Origin of the sequence: Nocardia abscessus, from assembly GCF_015477775.1 — a bacterium.
Taxonomy (GTDB): Bacteria; Actinomycetota; Actinomycetes; order Mycobacteriales; family Mycobacteriaceae; genus Nocardia; species Nocardia abscessus_A.
Genome location: NZ_JADLQO010000005.1, coordinates 387,558 through 412,006 on the forward strand (window position 1 = coordinate 387,558; position 24,449 = coordinate 412,006).

Consider the following 24,449-nt stretch of genomic DNA (forward strand, 5'->3'; position numbering starts at 1 on the left):
CGTGCGCCGCCGCATCCTGCGTTCGATGCTCACCGTGCTGACCCTCACCACGGTGGTGCTCGGTGTGCCGCTGATCTACACGGCGTGGCTGTGGGTGGAGGACATCACGCGCAACGACCTGCAGAACCGGCTGGACCGCATCGCAGCGGAGATCATCGCGCAGGAGCGCGATGGCATGGTGTCCGGCGAGCTGGAGATCCGTTCGGTGGCGCCGCTGGTGCCGGAGAACGGCAGGCTCACCATCGTCTATCCGTCACGGACCGACAACGCCTCGCGCCGCGACATCGGGGTGGACGAGGTGGCGGACCCGCTGGTCGAGTCGCTGTCGATGGGCACGTCCGGGTCGCTGCGCCTGGAGGTGCCCTCGGCCCCGATGCACGCCATGCAGCGCCAGGCGGTCGCGGTGGTCGCGCTGGCGGTGCTCGCCTCGCTCGGCGCGGCGGTCTCGGTCGCGGTGGTCACCGCGCGGCGGGTGGCCGATCCGCTGCGGGACGTGGCGGCGCGCGCGGCGCGGCTGGCGATGGGTGACTTCCGGCCCGACCCGCGCAGGCACGGCATCGCGGAACTCGATCGCGTCTCCGACGTGCTCGACTCCGCGACCGTGGAGATCGCCGGACGGTTGCAGCGCGAGCACGCGCTGGTGGCGGACGTCTCACATCAGTTGCGCAGCAGGCTGACCGCCGTGCGGCTGCGGCTGGACGAGCTGTCCGCGCATGCCGATCCGGAGGTGGTGCACGAGGCCGAGGAGGCGATGGCCCAGGTCGATCGGCTCACCGACGCGATCGACGACCTGGTCCGCGCCTCCCGCGACGAAGACGCGGCCGATCGCGATCCGGTGCCGGTGATGGCCGAGTTGCGCGGTGTGGTCGCCGAATGGACCCACCCGTTCACCGAGGCGGGCCGGACGCTGACCCTCACCGGCGACGAGTCGCTGCGTGCCCCGATCACGGGGTCGCGATTGCGCGAGGCGGTGGCGGTGCTGGTGGACAACGCCCTCATGCACGGCGGCGGGACCTGCACGGTGTCGGTGCGCACGGTGCGGCCGGGGGTCGGCCGTGAGCCGCTGGTGTGCGTGGAGGTGGCCGACGAAGGCCACGGGGTGCGCGACGAGCTGGCGCCGCACATCTTCGATCGGGGCTTCTCCGCGGGCGGTTCCACCGGTGTGGGGCTGGCGCTGGCGCGAGCGCTGGTCGAGGCGGACGGCGGGCGGCTGGAATTGCAGCGGCGCAGGCCCGCGCTGTTCGCGGTGTTCCTCGGGTCCTCGAAGGTCAGGCCGGCCAACTCGGTGGCGCCCGAGCCGCGGTGACTCAGTTGCGGCCGAGTTCCTCTTCCACGAGATCCACGAATTCGGCTTCCAGTTCGCTCATCTCGTCCGGGAAGACCCAGCGGCGCATCGACCAGAAACGGAACGCCATCTGCAGCAGATTGCCGATGATGAAGGCGCTGATGAAGTCGGCGATGTTCTCGACCGTGAAGCTCACGTTGGGCTGGCGCAGGTCGAAGACGTAGCTGGAAATCCACAGTGGCGTGAAGGCCAGCACTACGCCGACACCGCTGACGCCGAAGAACAGCAGCGCTTCGTGATGACGTTCCCGCCCACCGCGATTCTTGAACGACCATTCCCGGTTCAGGATGTAGGAGGCGATGACCGCGATGACGCCGGAGATGATCTTTGCCGTCACCGGTTTCTCCGCGAGCACCGTCCACTTCAGCGCGTAGAAGATGCCGCTGTCGATCACGAACGTGGTCGCGCCGACGATCGCGAACTTGATCAGTTCCCGATGCCGGTACGCGATATCCTGCAGCGGCTTGGGGAGGACGCTGACCACGTCGTCGACGAATGACACAAGACCGGAGTGTACCGGTACCGATCATTCCCGCCGGACATGACAATATTGTCCGACGTGAGCGCACGTTCCTTCGATCCATCGGCCATGCCCACCGTCACCATGATCGGTGGCGGCCAATTGGCGCGCATGACCCACCAGGCGGCGATCGCGCTGGGCCAGCGGCTGCGCGTGCTCGCCGAGAACCCCGAGGACCCGGCCGCCCAGGTGAGTCCGGAGGTGGTGCTCGGCAGCCACACCGACCTGGCCGCCCTGCGCAAGGCGGCGGTCGGTTCGCACGCGCTGACCTTCGATCACGAGCACGTGCCGACCGAGCACCTGGAGGCGCTGGTCGCGGAGGGCGTGAACGTGCAGCCGCCGCCGCAAGCGCTGGTCTACGCGCAGGACAAGCTGGCCATGCGCACCAAGCTGAGTGCGCTCGGGCTGCCCGTGCCCGCGTTCACGCCGGTGACCTCGGTCGACGACGCGGTGCGGTTCGGCGAGGAGCACGGCTGGCGGATCGTGCTGAAGGCGGTGCGCGGCGGCTACGACGGGCGTGGCGTCTGGATGCCCGAGTCCGCCGAGGCCGCCGAGGCGATCGTCACCGACCAGCTCGCGCACGGCGTCGAGCTGCTCGCCGAGGTGAAGATCGACCTGAAACGAGAGCTGTCGGCCATGGTGGCCCGTTCACCGTTCGGGCAGGCGGCGACCTGGCCGGTGGTGGAGACCGTGCAGCGCAAGGGACAGTGCGCCGTGGTGATCGCGCCCGCGCCCGACCTGCCGGAGGACACGGCCGCCGCGGCGGAGACCATGGCGTTGAACCTCGCCCGGGCACTCGGTGTGGTCGGCGTCATGGCGGTGGAGCTGTTCGAGACCGCCGACGGGAAGCTGCTGGTGAACGAGCTGGCGATGCGCCCGCACAACTCCGGGCACTGGGGGATGGACGGCGCGCGCACCGGGCAGTTCGAACAGCATCTGCGCGCGGTGCTCGACTATCCGCTGGGCGACACCGCGCCGCTGGCGCCGGTCACCGTGATGGCGAATATCCTCGGCGCGCCGCAGGCCCCTGCGATGTCGATGGACGAGCGGCTGCACCACCTGTTCGCCCGGATTCCCGAGGCGAAGGTGCACCTGTACGGGAAGGGCGAGCGTCCCGACCGCAAGATCGGGCATGTCAACATCCTCGGCGACGACGTGGCCGAGGTACGGGAGAAGGCCGAGCGGGCGGCGCACTGGATGTCGCACGCGGTATGGACCGATGGATGGGATCCGCATGAGTGAAGCAGGGGCTGTGACCCCGGCGGTCGGCCTGATCATGGGCAGCGACTCCGACTGGCCGACCATGGAGGCGGCCGCGGAAGCGCTGGCGGAGTTCGGTATCCGCTTCGAGGTGGGCGTCGTCTCGGCGCACCGCACCCCGCAGCGCATGCTCGACTACGCGCGCGACGCCGCCGGCCGCGGGTTGAAGGTCATCATCGCCGGTGCGGGCGGCGCGGCCCACCTGCCCGGCATGGTCGCCTCCGCCACCCCGCTGCCGGTGATCGGCGTGCCGGTTCCGCTCAAGTACCTCGACGGCATGGACTCCCTGCTGTCCATCGTCCAGATGCCCGCGGGCGTCCCCGTCGCCACCGTCTCGATCGGCGGGGCCCGCAACGCGGGCCTGCTCGCCGCCCGCATCCTCGCCGCCCACGACCCAGCCCTGCGCACCCGCATGGAACAGTTCCAGGCCGGACTCGAGCAGATGGTCCTGGAGAAGGACGACGCCCTGCGCACCAAGCTCCTGGGCTGAGCGCGGAATCGAAGCCGCCGCCGCAGTAGGTGACCCGCGGTGCCGCGTCTTCGAGCGGATGGTGTGCCCGCCCGCATCCGGGCCGAGTATCGGTGGGTCACCGAGCACCGAGCGCCGAGCCGAACTCGAAGCCGCGTTGTGATGCTCGGGGCGCTGGAACTTCACCAGGGGGGAACTTGTGCCTTCGGCCCCTGACTACGGTGGGTGCGTGACTACAGGGGATATCGCTCGGACGCGGGGAGGCGACGACACCGCGCATTTTCGGCTCACGGTGGTGGATCAGGCGTTGCGGTTGTTCGCCGAGAAGGGGTACGAGGCGACGACCGTGGACGAGATCGCGGAGGCGGCGGGGATCTCCCGGCGGACGTTCTTCCGGCAGTTCCGGTCGAAAGAGGACGTGATCTTCGCCGATCACGAGTCACAGCTGGCGCAGGCGGCGGAGTTCCTATCCGCCTCGCGCGAGGATCCGTGGGAGGCGGTGTGCGCGGCGGTGGTGCTGGTGTTCGAGCGATTCACGCAGTGGCGGGAGATCGCGGCGCGCCGGTATCAGGTGGTGCGCCGGGTGCCCGCGCTGCGGGAGCGGGAGATCGTCACGGTGTTCCGCTACGAGCGGTTGTTCACCGAGTACCTGCGCGAGCGGCTGCCCGACGTCCCCGATCTGGCACGGGTGCAGTTCACCGCCGCGGTGACGGCGACGCACAACTATCTGCTGCGGCGGATGGTGCGCGGCGAGTCGGACGCGGGCGCCGCGGACCTGCGGGTGGAGCTGTCCGCGATTCCGCGCGGCGCCGGGCGTGCCGCGAACGCCGACGAGCTGGTGGTCGCCGTGTTCCCTCGGGACGCACCACCCAGGCAGATCGCGGACCTGCTGGTCCGCAAGCTCGGTACCCTGTGACCTGGATCTAAGTGCGACCGATCTGACACTGAGTGCCACGCTGTATACGCATGTGGATGGCGTCCATGTGGCTATACTGGAGCAAAATGTGGCACTGAGTGCCGATGCGCTGACTTCGCTCGGCGGAAATCAGCGATCACCACCGACGACCAGGAGTGAGCCCGATGGCGGGAAACCCCGATTTCGACCTGTTCAAGCTCGAGGACTTCCACGACGAGCTGCGCGCCGCGATCCGTGCTCTCGCGGAGAAGGAGATCGCCCCGCACGCCAAGGACGTCGACGGCAACTCCCGCTTCCCCGAGGAGGCGCTGACCGCCCTCAACGCCTCCGGGTTCAACGCCGTGCACGTGCCCGAGGCCTACGGCGGCCAGGGCGCCGACTCGGTGGCCACCTGCATCGTGATCGAAGAGGTCGCCCGGGTCTGCGGCTCGTCGTCGCTGATCCCCGCGGTGAACAAGCTCGGCACCATGGGCCTGATCCTGAACGGCTCCGAGGAGCTGAAGCAGAAGGTCCTGCCGGACATCGTCAACGGCGAGATGGCCTCCTACGCGCTGTCCGAGCGCGAGGCCGGCTCCGACGCGGCGAGCATGCGCACCCGGGCCAAGCAGGAGGGTGACGACTGGGTCATCAACGGCTCCAAGTGCTGGATCACCAACGGCGGCAAGTCCTCCTGGTACACCGTGATGGCGGTGACGGACGCGGAGAAGGGCGCCAACGGCATCTCGGCGTTCCTGGTGCACAAGGACGACGAGGGCTTCGTGGTCGGCCCGCTGGAGCACAAGCTCGGCATCAAGGGCTCGCCCACCGCCGAGCTGTACTTCGAGAACTGCCGGGTGCCGGGTGACCGCATCGTCGGCGAGCCGGGCACCGGCTTCAAGACCGCGCTGCAGACCCTCGACCACACCCGCCCCACCATCGGCGCGCAGGCCGTCGGCCTCGCCCAGGGCGCGCTGGACGCGGCCATCGCCTACACCAAGGACCGCAAGCAGTTCGGCAAGTCGATCGCCGACTTCCAGAACACCCAGTTCATGCTCGCCGACATGGCGATGAAGGTCGAGGCCGCCCGCCTGATGGTGTACACCTCGGCCGCCCGCGCCGAGCGCGGCGAGCAGAACCTCGGCTTCATTTCCGCCGCCGCCAAGTGCTTCGCCTCCGACGTCGCCATGGAAGTCACCACCAACGCCGTCCAGTTGTTCGGCGGCGCCGGCTACACCACCGACTTCCCGGTCGAGCGCATGATGCGCGACGCCAAGATCACCCAGATCTACGAGGGCACCAACCAGATCCAGCGTCTGGTCATGAGCCGCGCCCTGCTCAAGTGATGTTTTTCTAGGTCGCCGGATGTTCGGGCGTGCCTGGCAACGCATCTCAGGCCCTTTCAGGCCGTCGAGGTGCACAGGCCGCCCGAACACCTGTCGATCGCCCGACGCGTGCGTTTGTAGCTCGACGGCACCGAACGCTGCCATCCGGTTCTCCGAATCCGGTGTTGGGTCATGGGATGTATGACACTGAATCGGGCGACTCCGGCTCGTCTCCACAGAATGTGGGCAAGTCGATGTCAGGGGTGCAGATAGAGCCGTTCGCACGGCAATCTCGGGTAGCCGTCGGTATCGTCTGTGGATACTTCCACCGCGTCGTGCCAGTGCCGAGTGCGCCATTCCTGGTCGAACAGGTATGCGGCCGTGACGCAGGCGACGTAGTCGAGGCGGGCGCCGTGCCAGAAGACCGACAGGTGGACATCCGGTTCGGACGGGATCGGGGACGTTGCGCGGTCAGGCATTCGTGATCACCCGTCGGCGGCGCGCGACCTTCGCGGCCACACAACTGCGGATCGCCGCGACGACTACTCGGCCGGAGGGGCGAAATGCCGTGTGAGGGCGCGATATCCATGCACGGAACTTGGTTCCTCGATCCGCGGGGCTCAGCAGCGCGATGATCCCGCCGTAGCGGATGATCGACACGTTCAAGCGGAACATCTCGGCGAACAGCGGCACGTCGTCCGGCAGATCCGGCCGGATGATGAATGTCCACCGTTTCGACCGTGGGTGGGACAGAATCAGCCCCAGCTCGTGGCCGTGGTGGCGCATCCACACCTTCACGTGCTGTCCCGGCACGGCGGGCATGGTCACGGCCCAGACCATTCCGGTTCGGACGACGATTCGACCGATCTGGGGCGGGTCCACGATCGCGGGTAGGTTGCACACTCGTCGGTAGTAGTGGCATCGAGACAGTGGTGTGTCTCCGAAAGCTATCGGCTCATCCATCAGAAGACCTCGAGTCGCATCGACGGGTAGAAGGTGCGCCCGGCCGCTATCCCCCGGCATGTAGACGGATGGGAATGAACTGATCTGTGGCCGTTGCCATCTCGACCTCGGCCGGGTGCGCATCGTCATCAGACAACGACTCGTGGGCGCGGGCACCCCGAATCGGGTGCACCGAAAAAAGACCCTCGGAAGCCCAGCACACGCACCGCAAGCGGTGTGAAGATGTACGCGAGACGGGTAATTCGATGCACCCGTGACGGGGAAGGGGAGGTCGACTTGCCAGATACCGGTTCGACTCTGCCGCGTCGTCAGCTCGGGAGGTACTTGACCGAGTCGCGCACGCGGGCCGGGATGACCCAGGCGAAGGCCGCACATCTGTTGGAGATCGGAGCCAGCAGTCTTCAACGGGGGAGAAAGGACAGAATTCGCGAATCAGGTCTCGCGATATCCAGGCAGCTTGCGATCTGTACGGCGTCCCGGAGGAGCTGACGGTGGCGCTCGTCGGACTAGCCAAGCAGGCCAACGTGAAAAGCTGGTGGCACCAGTACGGTGATCTCATCCCCAAGACGTTCGACGTGTACGTCCGACTAGAAGCTGCGGCAGTGAAATTGGTGTCGTACCAACCGGATCTGATACCGGGTCTGCTGCAAACCGCCGATTACGACCGCGCACTCGCACCGCTTGCGTGGCCGGACGAAACGCCCCAACAGTGGTAGCAACGAGTAGAGATCAAGTTGCAGCGGCAGAACATCGTGACCCGCAGGACACAGCCGGTCGTGCTCGACATGGTTATCGGTGAAGCCGCTCTATGGCGCGTGGCTGGCAGCAGCGCGATCATGGCCGCTCAAAACCGGCACCTGGCGAATATGTCTACCAGGGACAACGTAACGATTCGCGTCCTGCCGTTCCATGCGGGGTTCCCGGAGGCGTGTCCATGCCGCCGTTCGTAATTATGGCGTTCGGGGAAAGCGTTCCTGTGAACCAGGTCGAGCCGCCAGTGGTCTATCTCGAAGGCGCGGTTGGCGATATGTACCTCGAAGATGCCGCCGACGTGCGTCTCTACACTCAGAGGTACGACAGCATCAGGGAAGCCGCCTTGGATGCGAACTCGAGCAGAAACCTGCTGAGGCAGATCGCAAGGGAGCATGAGCAGCGTGGACGTTGACCTATCGGGGGCACAATGGTTCAAGAGCAGCCGAAGCCAGTCCGGTAAGGAGTGTGTTGAGGTTGCGTTTCTCGGTGAGGGCATGGTCGGCGTGCGGGACTCGAAGAACCCGACCGGTCCGGCACTGGTGTTCACGCCCGGCGGTTGGGATGCCTTCACCGCTGGCGTGGTGGATGGTGAGTTCAAGTGCTCTTGAAGCGATCGGGAGTGCGGCGCTGGACCCGGATCAGAGCAAGAACCTGCTCCGGCAGACAGCAAGGGAGTATGCATCGTGAATATCGACCTGTCCGGGGCAAAGTGGTTCAAGAGCAGCCTTAGCGGGGGCGACAAAGCATGCGTCGAGGTCGCTTTCCTCGAGGGAGGCCATGTCGGCGTGCGGGATTCGAAGAACCCGAGCGGGCCGGCGTTGATGTTCACGCCGGACACGTGGGATACCTTCACCGCTGACATAGCTGACGGCGAGTTCGAGCGCTCCTGAAGCAATCAGGAGTCCGGGAGAAGCGCGCACGCCGCGCCAATCGATCGCCCGACCGTAGCTCGAGGAAGGATCGCTTCCGGGGGAGGGGTTCTGGCCGGGGCCGGTCAGGAGACCAGGTCCGCGTACTCCCGGTGTTCGGCGATGTACTTCTCCACGTACCAGCAGGTGGGGATGACGGAGAACCCGGCGGCGCGGGAGTCGTCGAGGCCGTATTCGACGACTTGGGCGGCTACTCCACGGCCCCGGAATTCGGGGAAGGTCATGGTGTGGTGGAAGTCGCGGACCTTGGGTTCTTCGCGTTCGGCGTAGTCGGCGTACCCGGCGAGGGTGTCGTCGATGTAGATCTCGAAACGGGTGTCGGCGGCGTTGTGCTCGAGCCTGGTCGTCATGTTCGGGTAGAACTCCTTGTCGGCGGGGTATGTTCCGTTGCGGCGGTCACAGGATCGCGCCGGGGTTGAGGATGCCGTCGGGATCGAGCGCGTCCTTGATGCGCCGGGTCAGGGCCATCACGTCGGGGCCGAGCTGATCGGGCAGCCACGCCTTCTTCAAACGTCCGACGCCGTGCTCACCGGTAATGGTGCCGCCGAGGGCGATGGCTAGATCCATGATCTCGCCGAAAGCGCGGTGCGCTCGTGCGGTTAGGTCCGCGTCGGCCGGGTCGTGCACGATCAACGGATGGGTGTTGCCGTCGCCCGCGTGCGCGATCACCGACACCGTCACCGCGTTGCGCTCGGCGATCTCGGCGATGCCGGTGACCAGTTCGCCCAGCCGGGGCAGCGGCACCCCGACGTCCTCGAGCAGCAGCGGCCCGAGTTTCTCCACGGCCGGAATCGCGAAACGCCGTGCGGCCGCGAAGGCCTCGCCCTCGCCGGGGTCCTCGGTGTGGAAAACCTCTGTGGCGCCCGCCTTCTCGCAGGCCGCCGCCATGATCTCGGCCTCGCGCCGGGCGAATTCGCCGGGTGCGTCGGAACGCGCGACCAGCAGCGCGGCCGCCTGCCGGTCCAGACCCATGCGCAACTCGTCCTCCACGGCGTTGATCGACACCGAATCCATGAACTCGAGCATCGACGGCCGCAGTTCACCGGTGATCGTCAGGATCGCCTCGGTGGCCGCGGTGAGCGTGGCGAAGCTCGCGACGACCGTGCTCTGCGGCGGTTGCGCGGGCAGCAGGCGCAGGGTGAGCTCCGTGATCACGCCCAGCGTGCCCTCGCTGCCGACGAACAGTTTGGTCAGCGACAACCCGGCCGAGTCCTTCAGTCGAGGGCCGCCGAGCCGCACCACGGCGCCGTCGGCGAGCACGACCTGCATTCCGAGCACGTAATCGGTGGTCACGCCGTACTTGACGCAGCACAGCCCGCCCGCGTTGGTCGCGGCGTTGCCGCCGATCGAGCAGATCTCGAACGAGGACGGGTCGGGCGGATACCACAGGCCGTGCTCCGCGACCGCGCGCTTGACCTCGGCGTTCAGCAGTCCCGGCTGGACCACCGCGGTGCGCGTCACCGGATCGACGGAGATTTCGCGCATCCGCTCGGTGGTCAGCACGATCGCCCCGTCGACGGCGGTCGCGCCGCCGGACAGCCCGGAACCGGCTCCGCGTGGGATCACCGGGACGCGGTGCGCGGCGGCCCACCGAAGGGTGGCGGCCACGTCGTCGGTGCTGGTGGCGCGCACCACGGCCAGGGCGGTGCCCGCGTCGGGATCGCGCGCCCAGTCCTGCCGGTAACCGGCGAGCAGGTCGGCGTCGGTGAGCACCGTGCCGTCGGGGAGGGCGGCGATCAGGTCATGCAGGTCCACAACCTTCACGCTAGCCTCCGGCGCCCGAAATTTGCTGATCGGCCGACCCCTGCGCGTGTGGCAAACGAAAGCCCCGGAATGTGATGTCACCCGCCACAGTGGTATTACCGCCTTCGGACGACCAGAATGCCGACAGGGGCTTGCCGCCATGCCATGGCGCCTGCAGTCCACGCGGCTCGCCGCGTACCACTTGGAGGGATGGAACGGATGCAGGGCGAACAACCGAGTCGCCGGGAATTGGTCGCCGCGATGTTCTCCAGCGAGTTCGTCGACGGCGGCATCGATCCCGACGTGCTGCGCCGGGTGCACGCGGGCGAGCACGAGGAGTGGCTGAACGCGCTGGACCGCTCGGGCGTCTTCGGCAAGGAGGCGCTGGCCGAGCTGGCCGACACCTGGCGCCGCGACCCCCGTGAGTTGCTGGAGGCGCTGCTGGCGGAGGCGGACGACGTCGCGCGGCGACGCTGCCTCGCGGCTTGGTCCGGCTTGGACCACAGCGCCGACGGCCCCGGTCAGGCACAGATCAGCTGAGCCACCGGCCGGTCGCCGCCCGCTCATCTGACGGACACCTACCGCTGGCACGCTGATCGCGTGCACGAGCTGTCCGAGACCGCCGACACGATCGCCGATCGGTTCACCCACTGGTGCGAAGCCGTGGTCGGCCGCTTGCCGTTCGGGCTGAATCGTCTTGTCCCGCCCACCTTCCTCGGCTTCGCGCTGATCAACAGCGGCACCTTCGCTGTCGACCTGGCGCTGCTCACCGTCTTGCACGGCTGGTTCGAGCTGCCGATCTGGTTGTCGGTGACCGTGGCCTACGTGTGCGCGTTCGGACTCAGCTTCGTGCTCAACCGCACGTTCAATTTCCATTCGCACGCGCCGGTCGGCAGGCAGGCCGCGGTGTACGTCGTGGTGGTCATCGTGAACTATCTCGCGTTCATCCTCGGCGTCGGCAGCGGACTGGCCGCGCTCGGCCTGCAGTACCACGTGTCCCGCTTGCTGGCGGGCGCGTGCGAGGCCGTCTATATGTACAGCGCGATGCGCTGGGTGGTCTTCCGCCGCTCGGTCGAGCCGAGACCGGAACTGATACCCGGCGCGAACTGAGGTGCAGGGGCTCGAGCGCCGCTCACCCGCGCAGGACTTTCCTCACGTCACAGGATTGATCAGCACTTCGGTGCGTGAACCGTCGACAACGATCGCGTCGTCGTCGGTCAGCGCCCAGTGCTCGACGCCTTCGGCGCGGTAACGGGCCGCGAGCCGAGTGCAGTGACCGTCGGGGTCGGTGGCCGAATCGATGTGCGGCACGATGCGGCGGTCGACCAATCCCAGCCCGTCCCAACGCGGTTCGACGCCGCAGGCGGGTGCGACCTCGGCAGGGTCGTCCGCCGACTCGAGGCCGTGCAGGTCCGGGGTCAGCACGCAGGCCCCGGCGCTGTATCCGGCGTAGACCAGCGCATCGGCGGCGAGCAGGCGGGGCAGGACCCGGTCAGCGCCGCTGCGGGCGAACTGGGCGCGCAACACGAACGTGTTGCCGCCGCGCACCCACACCAGCGGGAATTCGGCCAGCGTCCGTTCCAACTCGGCTTCCTGGCCGACGAACTCGCGCAGGTCGAGCACCTCCGGGGTGTAGCCGAGCTTGCGCAGTGGCGTCATGTCACTGGTCACCGCGCCGGCCCACGCTTCCGGCCAGGCGTCGCAGGCATTCGGTATCAACGCGACCCGGCCGGGCGGGCCCGCGAGGGCGACGAGCCGGTCGTAGTGCGCCCCGAAGCGGTAGCTGGACAGGAAGAGTCGCACCGCGGTCAGATGGTGAAGGCCAAGTGACGGATCAGGCGCTGCCCGAGTTCGCCGTCGCCGTGGATGGTGACCTCGTCCAAGTGCTCCTCGGCGGTCGTCCGGCCGCCGCCGAGCCGCACGAAAAGACGCGAGTCCAAGCCGATCTCGACGGTGGCCGGTTCGTCGAACGCCTCCACATAGCTCGCCCGGCCCGCCACCTGGATGCGCAAGGTCCTGGCCAGCGGACCACTCAGCGCGAAGGTGATCCGCGCGCCGTCCGGCGCGCCGCCCTTCTTGACCACCACCCGCGGGATGCTGCCCGCGAACTCGTCGAACGCCAGCTTGCCGCGCGGCCCGCCCTCCTCGACCGTCACGCCGAGCGCGTCGGCGACGTCGAGTTCGTGCATCCAGCAGTCGAACAACCGCACCCGCATGAACCTGCCATAGGTCACCTGCCCGATCGGCGAGACCGTCTCCTTCTCCCATTCGGCGTCGCCCATCGCCGCGAGCGCCGCGCGCCTGCGGTCCACGACCTCGCGATAGAGCTCGAGCAGCCGGGCGCCGGGCAGCGGGCGCAGCCGGTCCACCCAGATCTCGTTGAGCACCGCGGTCTCGTTGCGCACGTAGGGCAGTGTGCGCACATCGGTCTTGGCCCTGGTCGGGTCGTGCGCGGGCGGCCGATCGCCCAGTAGCCAGGATTCGGTGCCGATGATGTGGGCGACCAGGTCGAACACGGTCCAGCCCGGCAGCGACGACGACGTGCGCCAGCGGTCCTCATCCAGTGCGGCGACCAGCGCGTCGATCGCGTCCCATTGGCGCGACAGCAGGCCGATCAGCGTGGCCCGGTCCAACGTCTCGGTCATCCGTCGATTTCCTTTTCCGAGCTTTCGCCCTCGTTGTCCAATGCCGCGATGCCGGCCCGGATGGCCGCGGCGGTGCCGAGCGGGTCGTGCGGACGCCGCAGCAGGAATCCCTTGGCGAACCGCAGCGTGTCGCCGTGCCTGCGCGGGATCACGTGCAGGTGGACGTGCGGGACGGTCTGGAACGCCGCGGTGCCGTCGTTGAGCACCAAGTTGGCGCCGTCGGCGGCGAGGCTGCTGCGCCGGATCGCCAGCGCGAGCCGATGCCCCGCACGGAAGATCTGCGCGCCGAGCTCGGCATCGAGATCCTCCAACTCGGCGGCGTGCCGTTTCGGTATGACCAGCGTGTGCCCGCGGGCCACCGGCCGGATGTCGAGGAACGCGCAGAGCGTGTCGTCCTCGTACACTTTCGCCGCCGGTGCCTCGCCTGCCACGATGCGGCAGAAGACGCAGTCGTTCACACGCTGGACCATACGGCGTACGAGCCGGGCCGAACACCCCGGAGCGCCGATCCGCATGACGCCCGTCACGCCTGCGCGGCCGGCTGATGCCGTGACCAGGTGTCGAACCTCGAGGTTGGTAACGAACTTCTCCGTACGGTCTTGCCGTGTTCACCTGCAGAGACGACGATCACAGATCGACAAGGGAAAACGGGCAGACCGGGCAAACAGTGACTCGGCGGCGTACGAACTCGCTCCGCGGCGACCGGAGGGCATCCGGCGGATCGGCGCGACTCGTCCGGCGTGTGTGACGGGCATCTCAGCTACGCTCACCGCGGGCCAGGTACAGTTGCGAGGATTTGGGCGAACTTACTCGACAGTAACATCGTCTGAGCGTCTACCCGTTGCCTGAAGCCCGGTAAGAGAAGGAAGTCTGACAAGTGGAGACAACGCAGAGCGTAGGCGATCCATCGCCGCGCGGCGCGCGTGTCGGTGTCGTTCGCGAATCGAACGCGGGCGAGCGACGTGTCGCTTTGGTGCCGAAGATCATTCCGAGCCTGGTGAAGCAGGGCGTGGATGTCGTCGTCGAGGCCGGTGCCGGGCAAGGCGCGCTGATTCCGGATGAAGCGTATGTGGAGGCGGGCGCGTCGATCGGTGATCCGTGGTCGGCGGATGTGGTCGTGAAGGTGGCCCCGCCCAGTGACGCCGAGGTGGGCAAGCTGTCGTCGGGGCAGACGCTGATCGGTTTCCTGGCTCCGCGTAACGCCGAGAATCAGATCGGTGCGTTGAAGTCGGCGGGGGTGCAAGCGTTCGCGGTGGAGGCGATTCCGCGGATCTCGCGTGCGCAGGTGATGGACGCGCTGTCCTCGCAGGCGAACGTGGCCGGTTATAAGGCCGTGCTGCTGGCCGCTTCCGAATCGACCCGCTTCTTCCCCATGCTCACCACCGCCGCGGGCACTGTGAAGCCCGCGACCGTGCTGGTGCTCGGTGTCGGTGTCGCCGGTTTGCAGGCTCTCGCTACCGCCAAGCGTCTGGGCGGGCGGACCACCGGGTACGACGTGCGTCCCGAGGTGGCCGATCAGGTGCGGTCGGTGGGTGCGCAGTGGCTGGATCTGGGGATCGATGCCGCCGGTGAGGGCGGGTATGCCCGCGAACTCACCGACGAGGAGAAGGCCAAGCAGCAGCAGGCTTTGGAGGACGCGATCAAGGGCTTCGACGTGGTGATCACGACCGCGTTGGTGCCGGGGCGTCCCGCGCCCAGGTTGGTGACCGCGGCGGCGGTGGAGGGTATGAAGCCCGGCAGCGTGATCGTGGATCTGGCCGGTGAGACCGGCGGCAACTGCGAGCTGACCGAGCCCGGTCAGACCGTGGTCAAGCACGAGGTGACCATCGCCTCGCCGTTGAATCTGCCCGCGACCATGCCCGAGCACGCCTCGGAGTTGTACTCCAAGAACATCGCGGCGCTGCTGGAGTTGATGCTGGTCGACGGCAAGCTCGCGCCCGACTTCAGCGATCAGGTGCTGGCGGATTCTTGCGTCACCCGTGACGCGGCCGACGCGCCCGAGACGGCGGGGTCCGCTGAGGCGACCGAGTCGGCCGACGCGACCGGGTCGGCTGAGGCCACCGAGTCGGCTGAGTCGACCGGGTCGGTCGATGCCACCGAGTCGGTGGAGTCGGCTGAGGTGCAGGACGCGACCGAGGCGAAGGTGGAGAACTGATGTATACCGAACTTCTGGCGAACATCGCGATCCTGGTGCTGTCCGGGTTCGTCGGTTTCGCTGTGATCTCCAAAGTCCCGAACACGCTGCACACGCCGCTGATGTCGGGCACCAACGCCATTCACGGCATCGTCGTGCTGGGCGCGCTGGTCACCCTGGGCAAGATGGAAGACCCGTCGATCGGCATCCAGATCATCCTGTTCGTCGCGGTGGTCTTCGGAACCCTGAACGTCATCGGTGGTTTCGTGGTCACCGACCGCATGCTGGGCATGTTCAAGGGTAAGAAGCCGGTCGCGGCCGGTGACGCCGAGAAGGCGGGGAAGTAAGCCATGGACAACCTCGTCAATATCCTCTACATCATCGCGTTCGCGATGTTCATCTACGGTCTGATGGGCCTGACCGGCCCGAAGACCGCGGTGCGCGGCAACTGGATCGCCGCGGTCGGCATGGGCCTGGCGGTGGTGGCGACGTTGATCGCGGTACGCGACACGTCGAACTGGATCCTGATCGTCGCCGGGCTCGCGATCGGTGTCGTGCTCGGAGTGCCGCCCGCCCGCTACACGAAGATGACCGCGATGCCGCAGCTGGTGGCCGCGTTCAACGGCGTCGGCGGCGGCACGGTCGCGTTGATCGCCTGGGCGGAGTTCCTCGACACCACCGGCTTCTCCGCGTTCGAGCACGGTGAGGAACCCACCGTGCACATCATCGTCGGGTCGTTGTTCGCCGCGATCATCGGTTCGGTGTCGTTCTGGGGCTCGCTGATCGCGTTCGGCAAGCTGCAGGAGATCCTGCCCGGCAAACCGATCGGGGTCGGGAAGCTTCAGCAACCGTTGAACCTGCTGCTGCTGGTCGTCGCGGTCGTCGCCGCGGTGGTGATCGGTATCGGGGCCGCCGACGGTGGCGCGCCGTGGTGGTGGATGGTGCTGCTGCTGCTCGCCGCGGGTGTGCTCGGGTTGATGGTGGTGCTGCCGATCGGCGGCGCGGACATGCCGGTGGTCATCTCCCTGCTGAACGCGCTGACCGGCTTGTCGGCCGCGGCAGCCGGTTTGGCGTTGAACAACACCGCGATGATCGTGGCGGGCATGATCGTCGGCGCGTCCGGCACCATCCTGACCAACCTGATGGCCAAGGCGATGAACCGGTCCATCCCGGCCATCGTCGCGGGCGGCTTCGGCGGCGGCGGAACCGCACCCGGCGCAGGCGATGGCGAGCAGAAGCAGGCCAAGGCCACCTCCGCCGCGGACGCCGCGATCCAGATGGCGTATGCCAACCAGGTGATCGTCGTCCCGGGCTACGGCATGGCGGTGGCGCAGGCGCAGCACGCGGTCAAGGAGATGGCCTCGCTGCTCGAGGCCAAGGGCGTGGAGGTCAAATACGCCATCCACCCGGTCGCCGGTCGTATGCCAGGCCACATGAACGTGCTGCTGGCCGAGGCCGAGGTCTCCTACGACGCGCTCAAGGAAATGGACGACATCAACGGCGAATTCGGCCGCACCGATGTCGCCCTGGTGATCGGCGCCAACGACGTCACCAACCCCGCTGCCCGCGAGGACTCCTCGAGCCCGATCTACGGCATGCCGGTGCTGAACGTCGACCAGGCCAAGTCGGTGATCGTGCTCAAGCGCTCGATGAACTCCGGCTTCGCGGGCATCGACAACCCGCTGTTCTACGCCGACCACACCTCGATGCTGTTCGGCGACGCCAAGAAGTCCGTCGGAGCAGTAACCGAGGAACTGAAGGCCCTGTAGTTCAGCGGTTTCGCGCGAAGCGCCCCGCCACCGAGTCCGTCGATGGCGGGGCGCTTTCGTAATTCGATGGACACCACGGCGGGGCGCGCCGGATCATTCTCGGAGTGTCCGCACGTCATGAGCCTCTTCGGTTGATCGGTTCCGGCGAGCCCTCGGCCGATCCCGCCGAGCGGCTGCCGTGGACCGTCACCGTCGATTCCACCTACTCGATCCGCGACGCGATCGATGCCCTCGCGCTCGGTCCGTTCCTGCGCGGCGATCACCCCTGCGCGCGCACGGCGCACCTGGAGCGGGTGCGGCCGGACGCGCCGCTGCGACCCGCACGCGGCCGCGTGGTGCGCACGGTGCGCGACAACGACAGCGGGGCGACGCTGGTGGTCGGCCCCGGCTGGTCGCTGCGGTCGGTGCGCTGGTCGGGTGGTTCGGCGATGGTCGAGGTCACCGCCGTCACCGACACGCTCGCGGACGAACTGCTCGCCGAGGCGATCCGCGACGCGGCAGCGCCGCCGGAGGTGGGCGAGACGGTGGAGATGGGCTTCTGGCACATGCACAGCCATGGCCCGCAGCGGCGCGCGCGCTCGATCTCCGCGCCCGAGTGGCCCGCGATCCGCGGAAACTACACCGGACAGGTCGCCGCCGCGATGGATCGTCTGATGTCGCTCACCGCCGCCGACGTCCGGGGCAGGTTGGTGCTGCTGCACGGTCCGCCCGGCACCGGCAAGACCACCGCCCTGCGCGCACTGGCGCGCGCCTGGGGCGCCTGGTGCCAGTTCGACTGCGTGCTCGACCCCGAGGTGATGTTCGGCAAGCCCGGCTATCTGATGGACGTGGCCGCGGGCGTGGAAAACGCCGACGAAGACGCGTCCCGCTGGCGGATGCTGGTGCTGGAAGACTGCGACGAGCTGATTCGCGGCGAAGCGAAGGAAACCGCCGGGCAGGGGCTTTCGCGGTTGCTGAACCTGACCGACGGCATGCTCGGCCAGGGCCGCGACGTGCTCGTCGCCATCACCACCAACGAGGACCTGTCCCGGCTGCATCCGGCCGTGACGCGGCCGGGCCGGTGCCTGGCGCGGATCGAGATCGGACGGCTGTCTCCCGCGGAGGCGGCGGCCTGGTCGGCGCGGGAGCAGGAGGGCGAGACCACCGCGTATCCGGATGGAGCCACCCTGGCCGAGCTCGTCGCGGCGCGCGACGGCGAGGCGCGAATCGACGCCGCCGCACAGGAAGCGGTCAGTCCGGGACTGTATCTGTAAGCCGGGCCGAAGGGCCTCGACTTCCGAAGCCGTTGCGGCGGTTCGCCGGTGCGACCGGTCGGTCGGAGAAAACCAACCGGTATCTCGCACGGCGGTGCTCGTGCCGATCGGCTAGATTCCATGGGTTCGCCCGTCGCCCTCTGCGCACGGAACCACGCGAGACCCGGGGAGGGGATCCCATGACCACACCACCGCACAATCCGTATCCAGGTCAGCCCGGCGGCCAGCCGGGCTACCCGCAGCAGCCGCCCGCCGGTGCGCCGCAGGGCTTTCCCGGCCAGCCGGGCTATCCCGGTCAGCCGCAGGGCTACCCGCAACCCGGCTACCCGGGCCAGCCGCAGCCGGGCTATCCGCCGCAAGGCGGTTTCCCGCACCAGGGTGGTTTCCCGCAGCAGCCGGGCTACCCCGGCGGCGGTTTCCCGCCGCCCGGACCGCCGCCCCAGCAGAATCGGAGCGGCGGTGGCGGAATCGGGAAGATTCTGCTCGTCCTCGGTGTCGTCGTGGTGCTCGGTCTGCTGGTCGTGGGGGCCCGCACCGTGTTCCGCTCGGACGGCGAGAAGATCGAGATCGGTCAGTGCGCGAAGTTGTCGGGCACCACTGTCAAAGCCGAGTTCGCCACCAAGGAATGCTCCGATGCGGAAGCCAACTACGTGGTGGCGCAACGGCTGGACGGCGCGAACGCGGACTGCCCGACCAAGGATTACGCCAGCTACTACCAGACCGGCAGCAACGACTACACGCTGTGTCTGCGGCTGAACGTCAAGGAGGGCGACTGCATCGACGGCGGCTTCCTCGGCGCCAGCACCAAGGTCGCCTGCGGTGTGTCGGCGGACTTCAAGATCGGCCGGATCGTGCGCGGCACCGCGGACAAATCCGCGTGCGGTGCGAAGGCCACCGAGAACGACACGATCGTCTACCCCAAGCCCGACCCGATCACGCTGTGCCTGGTGCCGCCCAAGTAGCGGCGGGATAGTCGAGGAGGCCATGGGCTCGGCCATTGATCAGGTGCCATGGTCGAGCTGGCCTTAAGTTCCTGAAATGATCAGCGCGCCGGCGTACGCGGTGCGGCCACGACGCTCGCGTACCGGCAGCAGAGCAGGATGGCGATCATCGGCACGACCATAGCCGTGGTCAGCGACATCACGGCGGTGAGCCAGCCGATCACCGTGGGACCGGCGAGCAGGCCGAGGTAGCCGATGCTGAACACCCGGGACATGTCGGTCGCGGCCGTCGCGGAGCCCAGATTGCCCGCCGCGGTGAAGATCTGCGGGATGCCGCCCGCGAGCCCGAGCCCGGCCATGGCCCAGCCCAGCAGGGTCAGCGGGATCCAGGGCGAGACGATGATCACCGCCAGGCCGAGCGCGGCGATCAGCGAGCCGTAGCGCACCACCGCGACCCCGCCGAACGCGTGGCTGACCCGGTCGGTGGCGAAACGCCCGATCGTCATCGTGGTGGAGAAGGCGCCGAAGGCCAGCGCCGCTGTCGCGGCATCGGCGCCCAGGTGCTCGCTCAGCTGCAAAGTGCTCCAGTCGGCCGCCACGCCTTCGGCCAGGAGCAGCGCGAAGGCGATCGCGGCCAATGCGAACAGTTTTCGGTGGCGATCGCGGATCTCGAGGCGAGTGGTGAAGCCGCGCCGCACCCGTTTACGGTCGAGCGGCTGCGCGGTGGGCGCTGCGTCGTATCCCAGCGACGGAACCTCGTGCCGGGGCAGTGTCGGCTCGTGCTGAGGTGTCGTCGTGTCGTGCCGGGGCGGTGGCGTGTCGTGCCGGGGCGGGGGCGTGTCGTACGAAGGCGTCGTGGTGTCGTCCCACGGGAGTGGCGTCTCGCGCCGGGGGAGTGACGTGTCGTACGAAGGCGTCGTGGTGTCGTGCCGGGATGAAGTCGTGTCGTGGTCGAGCGGCGTGACGTCCGGTTCGAGCGCGTGCACGGACGGGACGCCGTGTGCCGCCGTTTCCGCCCCGGGCGTGGTTTCGCGCAGCAACCGCGGCACCAGGGTGAGGGTCAGGGCGACACAGCCGACCGCCGCGACGATCAGGGTGACGCGCACGTCCCAGCCCGCCCGGAGCGCGGCGGCTCCGAGCAGTGAACCGAGCAGGCCGCCGCCGGAGAACAGCGCGTGGAACGCGGCCATGATCGGACGCCGGTACGCCCGTTCCACATGCACCGCTTGGGTGTTCATCGAAACATCGAGTGCTCCGTTGCCGAAGCCGAAGCAGGCCAGGGCGAGCGCCAAGGTGACCGGTCCGGTGGCGAGGCCGGGTCCGACCACCGCGACCGACCCGAGGCACGCCGCGGCGCCGACCAGCGTCCTGCTGCCGAACCGATCGGCAAGCGGACCGGCCAGCCGCATGCCGACGATGCCCGCACCGGCCATGAGCAGGATGAACATCCCCAGTGTTGATTTCGAGACCCCGGTCCGGTCGGTGATGACCGGGATGTGCACCACCCACATGGCGAGCAGGAAGCCGTTCAGGGCGAACACGGTGAACACCGCGGCGCGCGCGACCCGGATCGGACGATCTACCGGCGGGCTCCCCACCATTTCGACGGTACCGGTGAACCCCCGGGAACAGCCAGCCTCGCCCGCGGAATCGGCCCAGGGCATCGTCGACCTGGTCGTGCGACCGTGCGGGACGCTCGACTCTGCGCGTCTCGTCCGCGAGCGAGCCTGTTCATCGATTCAACGTCTCACGCCGCCGGGACATTCCAGATTCCGGTGACCACCGTCTCCATGACGTAGTCGGCGAAATCCTTCGGATCCCGGCCCAGCGCCCGGCGTACCCCGTCGGCCGGCTCGGCGTTGCGCCCGTCGAGCACCGTGCCGAAGAGGTAGTCGAGCAGGCTGACCACGTCGGCGGGCGCCCCGGATTCGGTGAGCCCGGCGACGAAATCCGTGCGGGAGATGGGCACGAAGGCGATGGGCCTTCCGGTCGCCGCGGCGATCTCGGCGACCGCTTCGCCGAACGTGATCGCGCGCGGGCCGGTCAGCTCGTAGACCTGGCCGGAGTGCCGGTCCGAGGTGAGCGCGGCGACGGCCACGTCGGCGATGTCGTCGGCGTGCACGAACGGTTCGGGCACGTCGCCGTTGGGCAGGGCGAGTTCCCCGGCCAGGAGGTAGTCGGTGAACGCGCCCTCGCTGAAGTTCTGCGCGAAGAAGCTGCAGCGCACGATGGTCCAGTTCAGGCCCGATCCGCGCACGGCCTGCTCGCACTCGACGGCCTCCGGCTCGCCCCGGCCCGACAGCAGTACCAGTTTCCGCACGCCGGACCGCGCGGCGGCCGCGGCGAACGCGCGGATCACCTCCGGCGCGCCGGGGACCGCGAGATCCGGCTGGAACGCGACGTATGCGGTGCTCACGCCGGTCAGCGCGGCGGGCCAGGTGGCGCGGTCGGCCCAGTCGAACGGGACGTCCGCGGTCCGGGAGCCCACCCGGACCGGATGCCCGGCCGCCCGGAGCCGGTGGACCACGCGGCTGCCGGTCTTGCCGGTGCCGCCGGTTACGAGGATGAGGTGCTGGTCGGTGCTGGTGTGTGTCATGGTTCCAGTACATCCGCCCGGGCCGAGACGGAACATGGTTCAGCGGCTCATGATCATGCGTGATCGTCTACTGTGGGAGGGTGGATGCGCTCGCCAGTCTGCTCGAAGGTCCTCGCGCCCGCGGCGCGTTCCTGATGTGTTCGCTGCTGGATCCGCCGTGGTCGCTGCGCATCCAGGACGAGGCCCCACTCACCGTGCTGTCGATGATCCGCGGCGGCGCGTGGATCGTCGCCGACCGGGGTGCGCCCCGGCAGCTGGGCGCGGGCGACGTCGCGATCTTCCGCGGGCCCGCCCCGTACACGGTGGCCGACGACCCGGCGACCGAACCGCAGATCATCATCCATCCCGGCCAGGTGACGAAGACGCCGCAGGGCGAAGTCTTGTGCGAGACGCTCAGTCTGGGCGTCCGCCAATGGGGGACCGACCCCGACGGGGCCACCCTGATGGTCACCGGGACATACGAGTCCGCGGGCGCGGCCAGCCAGCGCTTGCTGCGCGCGTTGCCGCCGGTTCTCGTGCTGCAGCGCGGCGACTTCGACAGCCGGGTGCTCGACATCCTGGTCGACGAGGTGACCAAGGACGAGCCCGCGCAGAGCGCGGTGCTGGACCGGCTGCTGGATCTGGTGCTGATCGCGGCGCTGCGCGCCTGGTTCGCCCGCGACGACGCGCCCGCCTGGTATCACGCGTACGGTGATCCGCTGGTCGGCAAGGCCCTGCGCCTGCTACAGCACAATCCGGCGCACGGATGGACGGTCGCGAGCCTGGCCGAGGCGGTGGGGGTGTCGCGGGCCGCACTGGCACGCCGGTTCACCGACCTGGTGGGCGAACCGCCGATGGCGTTCCTCACCGAATGGCGGCTGGCACTGGCCGCCGACCTGCTCCAGGAGTCCGACGCCACCATCGAGGCCATCGCTCGTCAGGTCGGCTACGGCAGCGCCTTCGCGCTCAGCGCCGCGTTCAAAAGGCACTTCGGCGTCTCCCCGCGCGACCACCGGCACAGCCGCGTGCGGTCAGGCTCGGAGGAGGGAGCCCGCGTAGCCACGTAGGGTCCCGCACGCTGCGCGATGGGCACAACACACCTACTGAGCTATCGTCGGCCGGGTGACGCAGCAGTATCCGGTGCTCTGGCCGGTGCCGACCCGGTGGGCCGACAACGACCACTACGGGCACGTGAACAACGTGACCTACTACTCGTACTTCGACACCGCGGTCAACGCGTGGTTGATGCACGCCACCGGAACCGACATCCGCGAACTGCCCGCGCTCGGGGTGGTGGCGCAGACCTCCTGCCAGTATCTCGGTTCGCTCAGCTTCCCGGATCAGCTGAAGGTCGGCTTGCGCGTCTCCCGGCTCGGCCGCTCCAGCATCACCTACGACCTGGCCATCTTCCGCGAGGCCGACGGCACGCTCGAGCTGTCCGCCACCGGTGTCTTCGTGCACGTCTACGTGGACGCGGAGACCCGCAAGCCGGTGGAGATCCCGGAGGTCATCCGCACCGCCGCGGCCGGACTCGTCACGGACTGATCCACGAAAATTCCTGCGGCGCGGGAGTTCACACGCGGCTGAGCAGGGTGAGCGGGTCTTCCAGGAAGCCCGCGGTGGTGGCCAGGAAGCGGGCCGCGAGTTCGCCGTCGATCATGCGATGGTCGAAGCTGACGCCGAGCGTGGTCACCCACCGCACCGCGATCTCGTCCCGCACGACCCAGGGCCGCTTGCCGATCGCGCCGAGGCACAGGATCGCGGACTCACCCGGGTTGACCAGCGGCACCCCGGCATCCACGCCGAACACTCCGACGTTGGTGATGGTGAACGTCCCGCCCCGCAGGTCGGCCGGGGTGGCGCTGCCCGCGCGGGCGGTCTCGGCCAGCCAGCCGATCTCGCGGGTGAGATCACGCAGGCTCAGGGTCTGCGCCTCTTTGATATTCGGTACCAGCAAGCCGCGATCGGTGGCCACCGCGACGCCCAGATTCACGTAGTGCTTGGTGACGATCTCCTGCGCGGCTTCGTCCCAGAAGACGTTCATGCCGGGAAAATCGGCGAGCGCGGCCAGCGCCGCCTTGGCGACCAGCGGCAGCGGCGTCAAGGTCAGGCCCGCGAAGGGTTTCGTGCTGCGCAGGTGGTCGAGCAGTTCCATCGAGGCGGTGGCGTCCACCGTGACGAACGTGGCGGCCTGCGGGATGGTGCGCGCGCTGTGCAGCATGGCCGCCGCGGTGCGCTTGCGAATGCCGCTGATCGGAGTGCGTTCCTCGCGCGCGGCCGGACCGACCACGCCGGGGCCCGCGACCGCGGGTGCGGCAGGCAAGGCCGGACGCGGCTGGGAGACCGGCACCGCGCCGCGCACGTCGTCGACGGTGACCGCGCCGCCCGGTCCGGAGCCCGCGACGAACCACAGGTCGATACCGAGTTCGCGGGCGAGTTTTCGCGCGGCGGGCGTCGCTGCCGGGCGCGTCGCACCGAGCTCGGGGCCCGGTGCTTCTGTTTCGCGGGGCTCGGGGTTCGCCTCGGCCGGCTGTGCGTCGCTGGGTGATCGCGTCGCAGGAGGCCGTCGCCGCCGAGACGCCGCTTCCTCGTCCGGGCCATATCCCACCAAGACCGAAGTGCGGCTTGTTTCGTCTTTCGCTCCGGCCGTCTGGTCCACGCGAATGAGCGGTGCCCCCACCGCGACGGTGTCGCCCGGCTGCGCGAGCAATTCGACCACTCGGCCCGCGAACGGCGACGGCAACGACACGACCGCCTTGGCGGTCTCCACATCGGCGATGGTCTGGTTCAGCTCGACCGTGTCGCCGACGGCCACCGCCCAGGACACCAACTCGGCGTCGGTCAGCCCTTCCCCGAGGTCGGGCAGCCGGAACTCCAGCACGGACGCCGAAGGGCCCGGACGGTCTTCCACGTGAGCACCTTTCACTACGGCG

27 protein-coding genes and 2 pseudogenes are annotated in these 24,449 nt (G+C 68.6%); 18 read left to right on the forward strand and 11 right to left on the reverse strand.

Annotated elements, in window-relative coordinates; all coding sequences use genetic code 11:
• Position 1: 1 nt before the first annotated feature.
• Positions 2 to 1,306, forward strand: coding sequence for a sensor histidine kinase (locus IU450_RS16660; RefSeq protein WP_195150678.1), 1,305 nt, complete (start codon positions 2 to 4; stop codon positions 1,304 to 1,306).
• A 1-nt stretch (position 1,307) separates the two neighbouring features.
• On the opposite strand, the gene IU450_RS16665 is transcribed toward IU450_RS16660, so the two are convergent.
• Positions 1,308 to 1,847: a GtrA family protein gene (locus tag IU450_RS16665; protein WP_195150679.1), complete on the reverse strand. Its 540-nt coding sequence runs from the start codon at positions 1,845 to 1,847 to the stop codon at positions 1,308 to 1,310.
• A 39-nt stretch (positions 1,848 to 1,886) separates the two neighbouring features.
• Here IU450_RS16665 and IU450_RS16670 point away from each other — a divergent pair, with 39 nt between their 5' ends.
• From IU450_RS16670 to IU450_RS16685, 4 genes are all read left to right on the forward strand, one after another.
• Entirely contained in the window at positions 1,887 to 3,107 is a 1,221-nt protein-coding gene (locus IU450_RS16670) for a 5-(carboxyamino)imidazole ribonucleotide synthase (RefSeq protein WP_416382874.1), read from the forward strand.
• Positions 3,100 to 3,615: a 5-(carboxyamino)imidazole ribonucleotide mutase gene (gene purE / locus IU450_RS16675; RefSeq protein ID WP_195150680.1), complete on the forward strand. Its 516-nt coding sequence runs from the start codon at positions 3,100 to 3,102 to the stop codon at positions 3,613 to 3,615. Before IU450_RS16670 ends, purE begins: the two co-directional genes overlap by 8 nt.
• Positions 3,616 to 3,823: 208 nt before the next feature.
• Complete coding sequence (locus IU450_RS16680; RefSeq protein WP_195150681.1) at positions 3,824 to 4,510, forward strand: TetR family transcriptional regulator; 687 nt, start codon at positions 3,824 to 3,826, stop codon at positions 4,508 to 4,510.
• Between the two features lie 164 nt (positions 4,511 to 4,674).
• A complete protein-coding gene (locus IU450_RS16685) occupies positions 4,675 to 5,832 on the forward strand; it encodes an acyl-CoA dehydrogenase (protein ID WP_195150682.1) in 1,158 nt (385 codons plus the stop codon).
• 236 nt (positions 5,833 to 6,068) lie between these two features.
• Here the strand turns inward: IU450_RS16685 and IU450_RS16690 are convergent, their stop codons facing one another.
• Positions 6,069 to 6,290: a hypothetical protein gene (locus IU450_RS16690; protein WP_195150683.1), complete on the reverse strand. Its 222-nt coding sequence runs from the start codon at positions 6,288 to 6,290 to the stop codon at positions 6,069 to 6,071.
• Positions 6,283 to 6,639, reverse strand: coding sequence for a hypothetical protein (locus tag IU450_RS16695; protein WP_228834656.1), 357 nt, complete (start codon positions 6,637 to 6,639; stop codon positions 6,283 to 6,285). Before IU450_RS16695 ends, IU450_RS16690 begins: the two co-directional genes overlap by 8 nt.
• A gap of 746 nt (positions 6,640 to 7,385) precedes the next feature.
• On the opposite strand from IU450_RS16695, the pseudogene IU450_RS40935 reads away from it, so the two are divergent.
• From IU450_RS40935 to IU450_RS16710, 4 genes and pseudogenes are all read left to right on the forward strand, one after another.
• Positions 7,386 to 7,724: pseudogene (locus tag IU450_RS40935) on the forward strand (DUF5753 domain-containing protein).
• Positions 7,709 to 7,939 carry a Scr1 family TA system antitoxin-like transcriptional regulator gene (locus IU450_RS40940; protein WP_324197699.1) on the forward strand — a complete coding sequence of 77 codons (231 nt, stop codon included), beginning with the start codon at positions 7,709 to 7,711 and terminating at the stop codon, positions 7,937 to 7,939. The pseudogene IU450_RS40935 and the gene IU450_RS40940 overlap by 16 nt, the downstream one beginning before the upstream one ends.
• Positions 7,929 to 8,135, forward strand: a complete 207-nt coding sequence (locus IU450_RS16705) for a DUF397 domain-containing protein (protein WP_195150685.1) — start codon at positions 7,929 to 7,931, stop codon at positions 8,133 to 8,135. The genes IU450_RS40940 and IU450_RS16705 overlap by 11 nt, the downstream gene beginning before the upstream one ends.
• Positions 8,136 to 8,210: 75 nt before the next feature.
• Positions 8,211 to 8,417 (forward strand): DUF397 domain-containing protein, encoded by a 207-nt coding sequence (locus tag IU450_RS16710; protein ID WP_195150686.1) that lies wholly within the window; start codon positions 8,211 to 8,213, stop codon positions 8,415 to 8,417.
• 104 nt (positions 8,418 to 8,521) lie between these two features.
• Here the strand turns inward: IU450_RS16710 and IU450_RS16715 are convergent.
• A pseudogene (locus IU450_RS16715) lies at positions 8,522 to 8,815 on the reverse strand (GNAT family N-acetyltransferase); the annotation flags it as partial.
• Between the two features lie 37 nt (positions 8,816 to 8,852).
• Positions 8,853 to 10,211 (reverse strand): FAD-binding oxidoreductase, encoded by a 1,359-nt coding sequence (locus IU450_RS16720; protein ID WP_324197700.1) that lies wholly within the window; start codon positions 10,209 to 10,211, stop codon positions 8,853 to 8,855.
• Between the two features lie 207 nt (positions 10,212 to 10,418).
• Here IU450_RS16720 and IU450_RS16725 point away from each other — a divergent pair, with 207 nt between their 5' ends.
• Entirely contained in the window at positions 10,419 to 10,739 is a 321-nt protein-coding gene (locus IU450_RS16725) for a hypothetical protein (protein ID WP_195150689.1), read from the forward strand.
• Between the two features lie 60 nt (positions 10,740 to 10,799).
• Positions 10,800 to 11,309, forward strand: a complete 510-nt coding sequence (locus IU450_RS16730; RefSeq protein ID WP_195150690.1) for a GtrA family protein — start codon at positions 10,800 to 10,802, stop codon at positions 11,307 to 11,309.
• Positions 11,310 to 11,351: 42 nt separating this feature from the next.
• Here IU450_RS16730 and IU450_RS16735 read toward each other — a convergent pair whose 3' ends face one another.
• Genes IU450_RS16735 through IU450_RS16745 form a run of 3 tightly spaced genes read right to left on the reverse strand, consistent with a single transcriptional unit; the run spans position 11,352 to position 13,302 of the window.
• Positions 11,352 to 12,002, reverse strand: a complete 651-nt coding sequence (locus IU450_RS16735) for a Type 1 glutamine amidotransferase-like domain-containing protein (protein ID WP_195150691.1) — start codon at positions 12,000 to 12,002, stop codon at positions 11,352 to 11,354.
• 5 nt (positions 12,003 to 12,007) lie between these two features.
• On the reverse strand, positions 12,008 to 12,844 hold the full coding sequence (locus IU450_RS16740) for a maleylpyruvate isomerase family mycothiol-dependent enzyme (RefSeq protein ID WP_195150692.1): 837 nt from the start codon (positions 12,842 to 12,844) through the stop codon (positions 12,008 to 12,010).
• Entirely contained in the window at positions 12,841 to 13,302 is a 462-nt protein-coding gene (locus IU450_RS16745; RefSeq protein WP_195150693.1) for an HIT family protein, read from the reverse strand. The genes IU450_RS16740 and IU450_RS16745 overlap by 4 nt, the downstream gene beginning before the upstream one ends.
• Positions 13,303 to 13,721: 419 nt before the next feature.
• On the opposite strand from IU450_RS16745, the gene IU450_RS16750 reads away from it, so the two are divergent.
• From IU450_RS16750 to IU450_RS16770, 5 genes are all read left to right on the forward strand, one after another.
• Positions 13,722 to 14,999, forward strand: coding sequence for a Re/Si-specific NAD(P)(+) transhydrogenase subunit alpha (locus IU450_RS16750; protein ID WP_324197701.1), 1,278 nt, complete (start codon positions 13,722 to 13,724; stop codon positions 14,997 to 14,999).
• Positions 14,999 to 15,325 (forward strand): NAD(P) transhydrogenase subunit alpha, encoded by a 327-nt coding sequence (locus IU450_RS16755; RefSeq protein ID WP_195150694.1) that lies wholly within the window; start codon positions 14,999 to 15,001, stop codon positions 15,323 to 15,325. The genes IU450_RS16750 and IU450_RS16755 overlap by 1 nt, the downstream gene beginning before the upstream one ends.
• A 3-nt stretch (positions 15,326 to 15,328) precedes the next feature.
• The gene (locus tag IU450_RS16760) at positions 15,329 to 16,747 is read left to right on the forward strand and encodes an NAD(P)(+) transhydrogenase (Re/Si-specific) subunit beta (protein WP_195150695.1); all 1,419 of its coding nucleotides are present in this window, start codon (positions 15,329 to 15,331) and stop codon (positions 16,745 to 16,747) included.
• Positions 16,748 to 16,851: 104 nt separating this feature from the next.
• Positions 16,852 to 18,000, forward strand: a complete 1,149-nt coding sequence (locus IU450_RS16765; RefSeq protein ID WP_324197702.1) for a DUF5925 domain-containing protein — start codon at positions 16,852 to 16,854, stop codon at positions 17,998 to 18,000.
• A gap of 179 nt (positions 18,001 to 18,179) precedes the next feature.
• A complete protein-coding gene (locus IU450_RS16770) occupies positions 18,180 to 18,962 on the forward strand; it encodes an LppU/SCO3897 family protein (RefSeq protein ID WP_195150696.1) in 783 nt (260 codons plus the stop codon).
• 80 nt (positions 18,963 to 19,042) lie between these two features.
• Here the strand turns inward: IU450_RS16770 and IU450_RS39755 are convergent, their stop codons facing one another.
• Together IU450_RS39755 and IU450_RS16785 are read right to left on the reverse strand one after the other, a co-directional pair.
• On the reverse strand, positions 19,043 to 20,542 hold the full coding sequence (locus IU450_RS39755) for an MFS transporter (protein ID WP_267470558.1): 1,500 nt from the start codon (positions 20,540 to 20,542) through the stop codon (positions 19,043 to 19,045).
• Between the two features lie 146 nt (positions 20,543 to 20,688).
• On the reverse strand, positions 20,689 to 21,537 hold the full coding sequence (locus IU450_RS16785; protein ID WP_228834658.1) for an NAD(P)H-binding protein: 849 nt from the start codon (positions 21,535 to 21,537) through the stop codon (positions 20,689 to 20,691).
• Between the two features lie 80 nt (positions 21,538 to 21,617).
• Here IU450_RS16785 and IU450_RS16790 point away from each other — a divergent pair, with 80 nt between their 5' ends.
• Positions 21,618 to 22,583 (forward strand): AraC family transcriptional regulator, encoded by a 966-nt coding sequence (locus IU450_RS16790; RefSeq protein WP_195150698.1) that lies wholly within the window; start codon positions 21,618 to 21,620, stop codon positions 22,581 to 22,583.
• A gap of 55 nt (positions 22,584 to 22,638) precedes the next feature.
• Positions 22,639 to 23,061 carry a thioesterase family protein gene (locus IU450_RS16795; RefSeq protein ID WP_324197704.1) on the forward strand — a complete coding sequence of 141 codons (423 nt, stop codon included), beginning with the start codon at positions 22,639 to 22,641 and terminating at the stop codon, positions 23,059 to 23,061.
• A gap of 28 nt (positions 23,062 to 23,089) precedes the next feature.
• Here the strand turns inward: IU450_RS16795 and IU450_RS16800 are convergent, their stop codons facing one another.
• Positions 23,090 to 24,427 carry a dihydrolipoamide acetyltransferase family protein gene (locus IU450_RS16800; RefSeq protein ID WP_195150699.1) on the reverse strand — a complete coding sequence of 446 codons (1,338 nt, stop codon included), beginning with the start codon at positions 24,425 to 24,427 and terminating at the stop codon, positions 23,090 to 23,092.
• Positions 24,428 to 24,449 lie beyond the last annotated feature (22 nt).

Excerpts from the sequence above, each read along its gene's own strand:
- IU450_RS16670 (WP_416382874.1), top strand. The coding sequence starts at position 1,887 with ATGACAATATTGTCCGACGTGAGCGCACGTTCCTTCGATCCATCGGCC.
- purE (WP_195150680.1), top strand. The coding sequence starts at position 3,100 with ATGAGTGAAGCAGGGGCTGTGACCCCGGCGGTCGGCCTGATCATGGGC.
- IU450_RS16685 (WP_195150682.1), top strand. The coding sequence starts at position 4,675 with ATGGCGGGAAACCCCGATTTCGACCTGTTCAAGCTCGAGGACTTCCAC.
- IU450_RS16690 (WP_195150683.1), bottom strand. The coding sequence starts at position 6,290 with ATGCCTGACCGCGCAACGTCCCCGATCCCGTCCGAACCGGATGTCCAC.
- IU450_RS40940 (WP_324197699.1), top strand. The coding sequence starts at position 7,709 with ATGCCGCCGTTCGTAATTATGGCGTTCGGGGAAAGCGTTCCTGTGAAC.
- IU450_RS16725 (WP_195150689.1), top strand. The coding sequence starts at position 10,419 with ATGCAGGGCGAACAACCGAGTCGCCGGGAATTGGTCGCCGCGATGTTC.
- IU450_RS16740 (WP_195150692.1), bottom strand. The coding sequence starts at position 12,844 with ATGACCGAGACGTTGGACCGGGCCACGCTGATCGGCCTGCTGTCGCGC.
- IU450_RS16755 (WP_195150694.1), top strand. The coding sequence starts at position 14,999 with ATGTATACCGAACTTCTGGCGAACATCGCGATCCTGGTGCTGTCCGGG.
- IU450_RS16760 (WP_195150695.1), top strand. The coding sequence starts at position 15,329 with ATGGACAACCTCGTCAATATCCTCTACATCATCGCGTTCGCGATGTTC.
- IU450_RS16770 (WP_195150696.1), top strand. The coding sequence starts at position 18,180 with ATGACCACACCACCGCACAATCCGTATCCAGGTCAGCCCGGCGGCCAG.
- IU450_RS39755 (WP_267470558.1), bottom strand. The coding sequence starts at position 20,542 with ATGGTGGGGAGCCCGCCGGTAGATCGTCCGATCCGGGTCGCGCGCGCC.
- IU450_RS16785 (WP_228834658.1), bottom strand. The coding sequence starts at position 21,537 with ATGACACACACCAGCACCGACCAGCACCTCATCCTCGTAACCGGCGGC.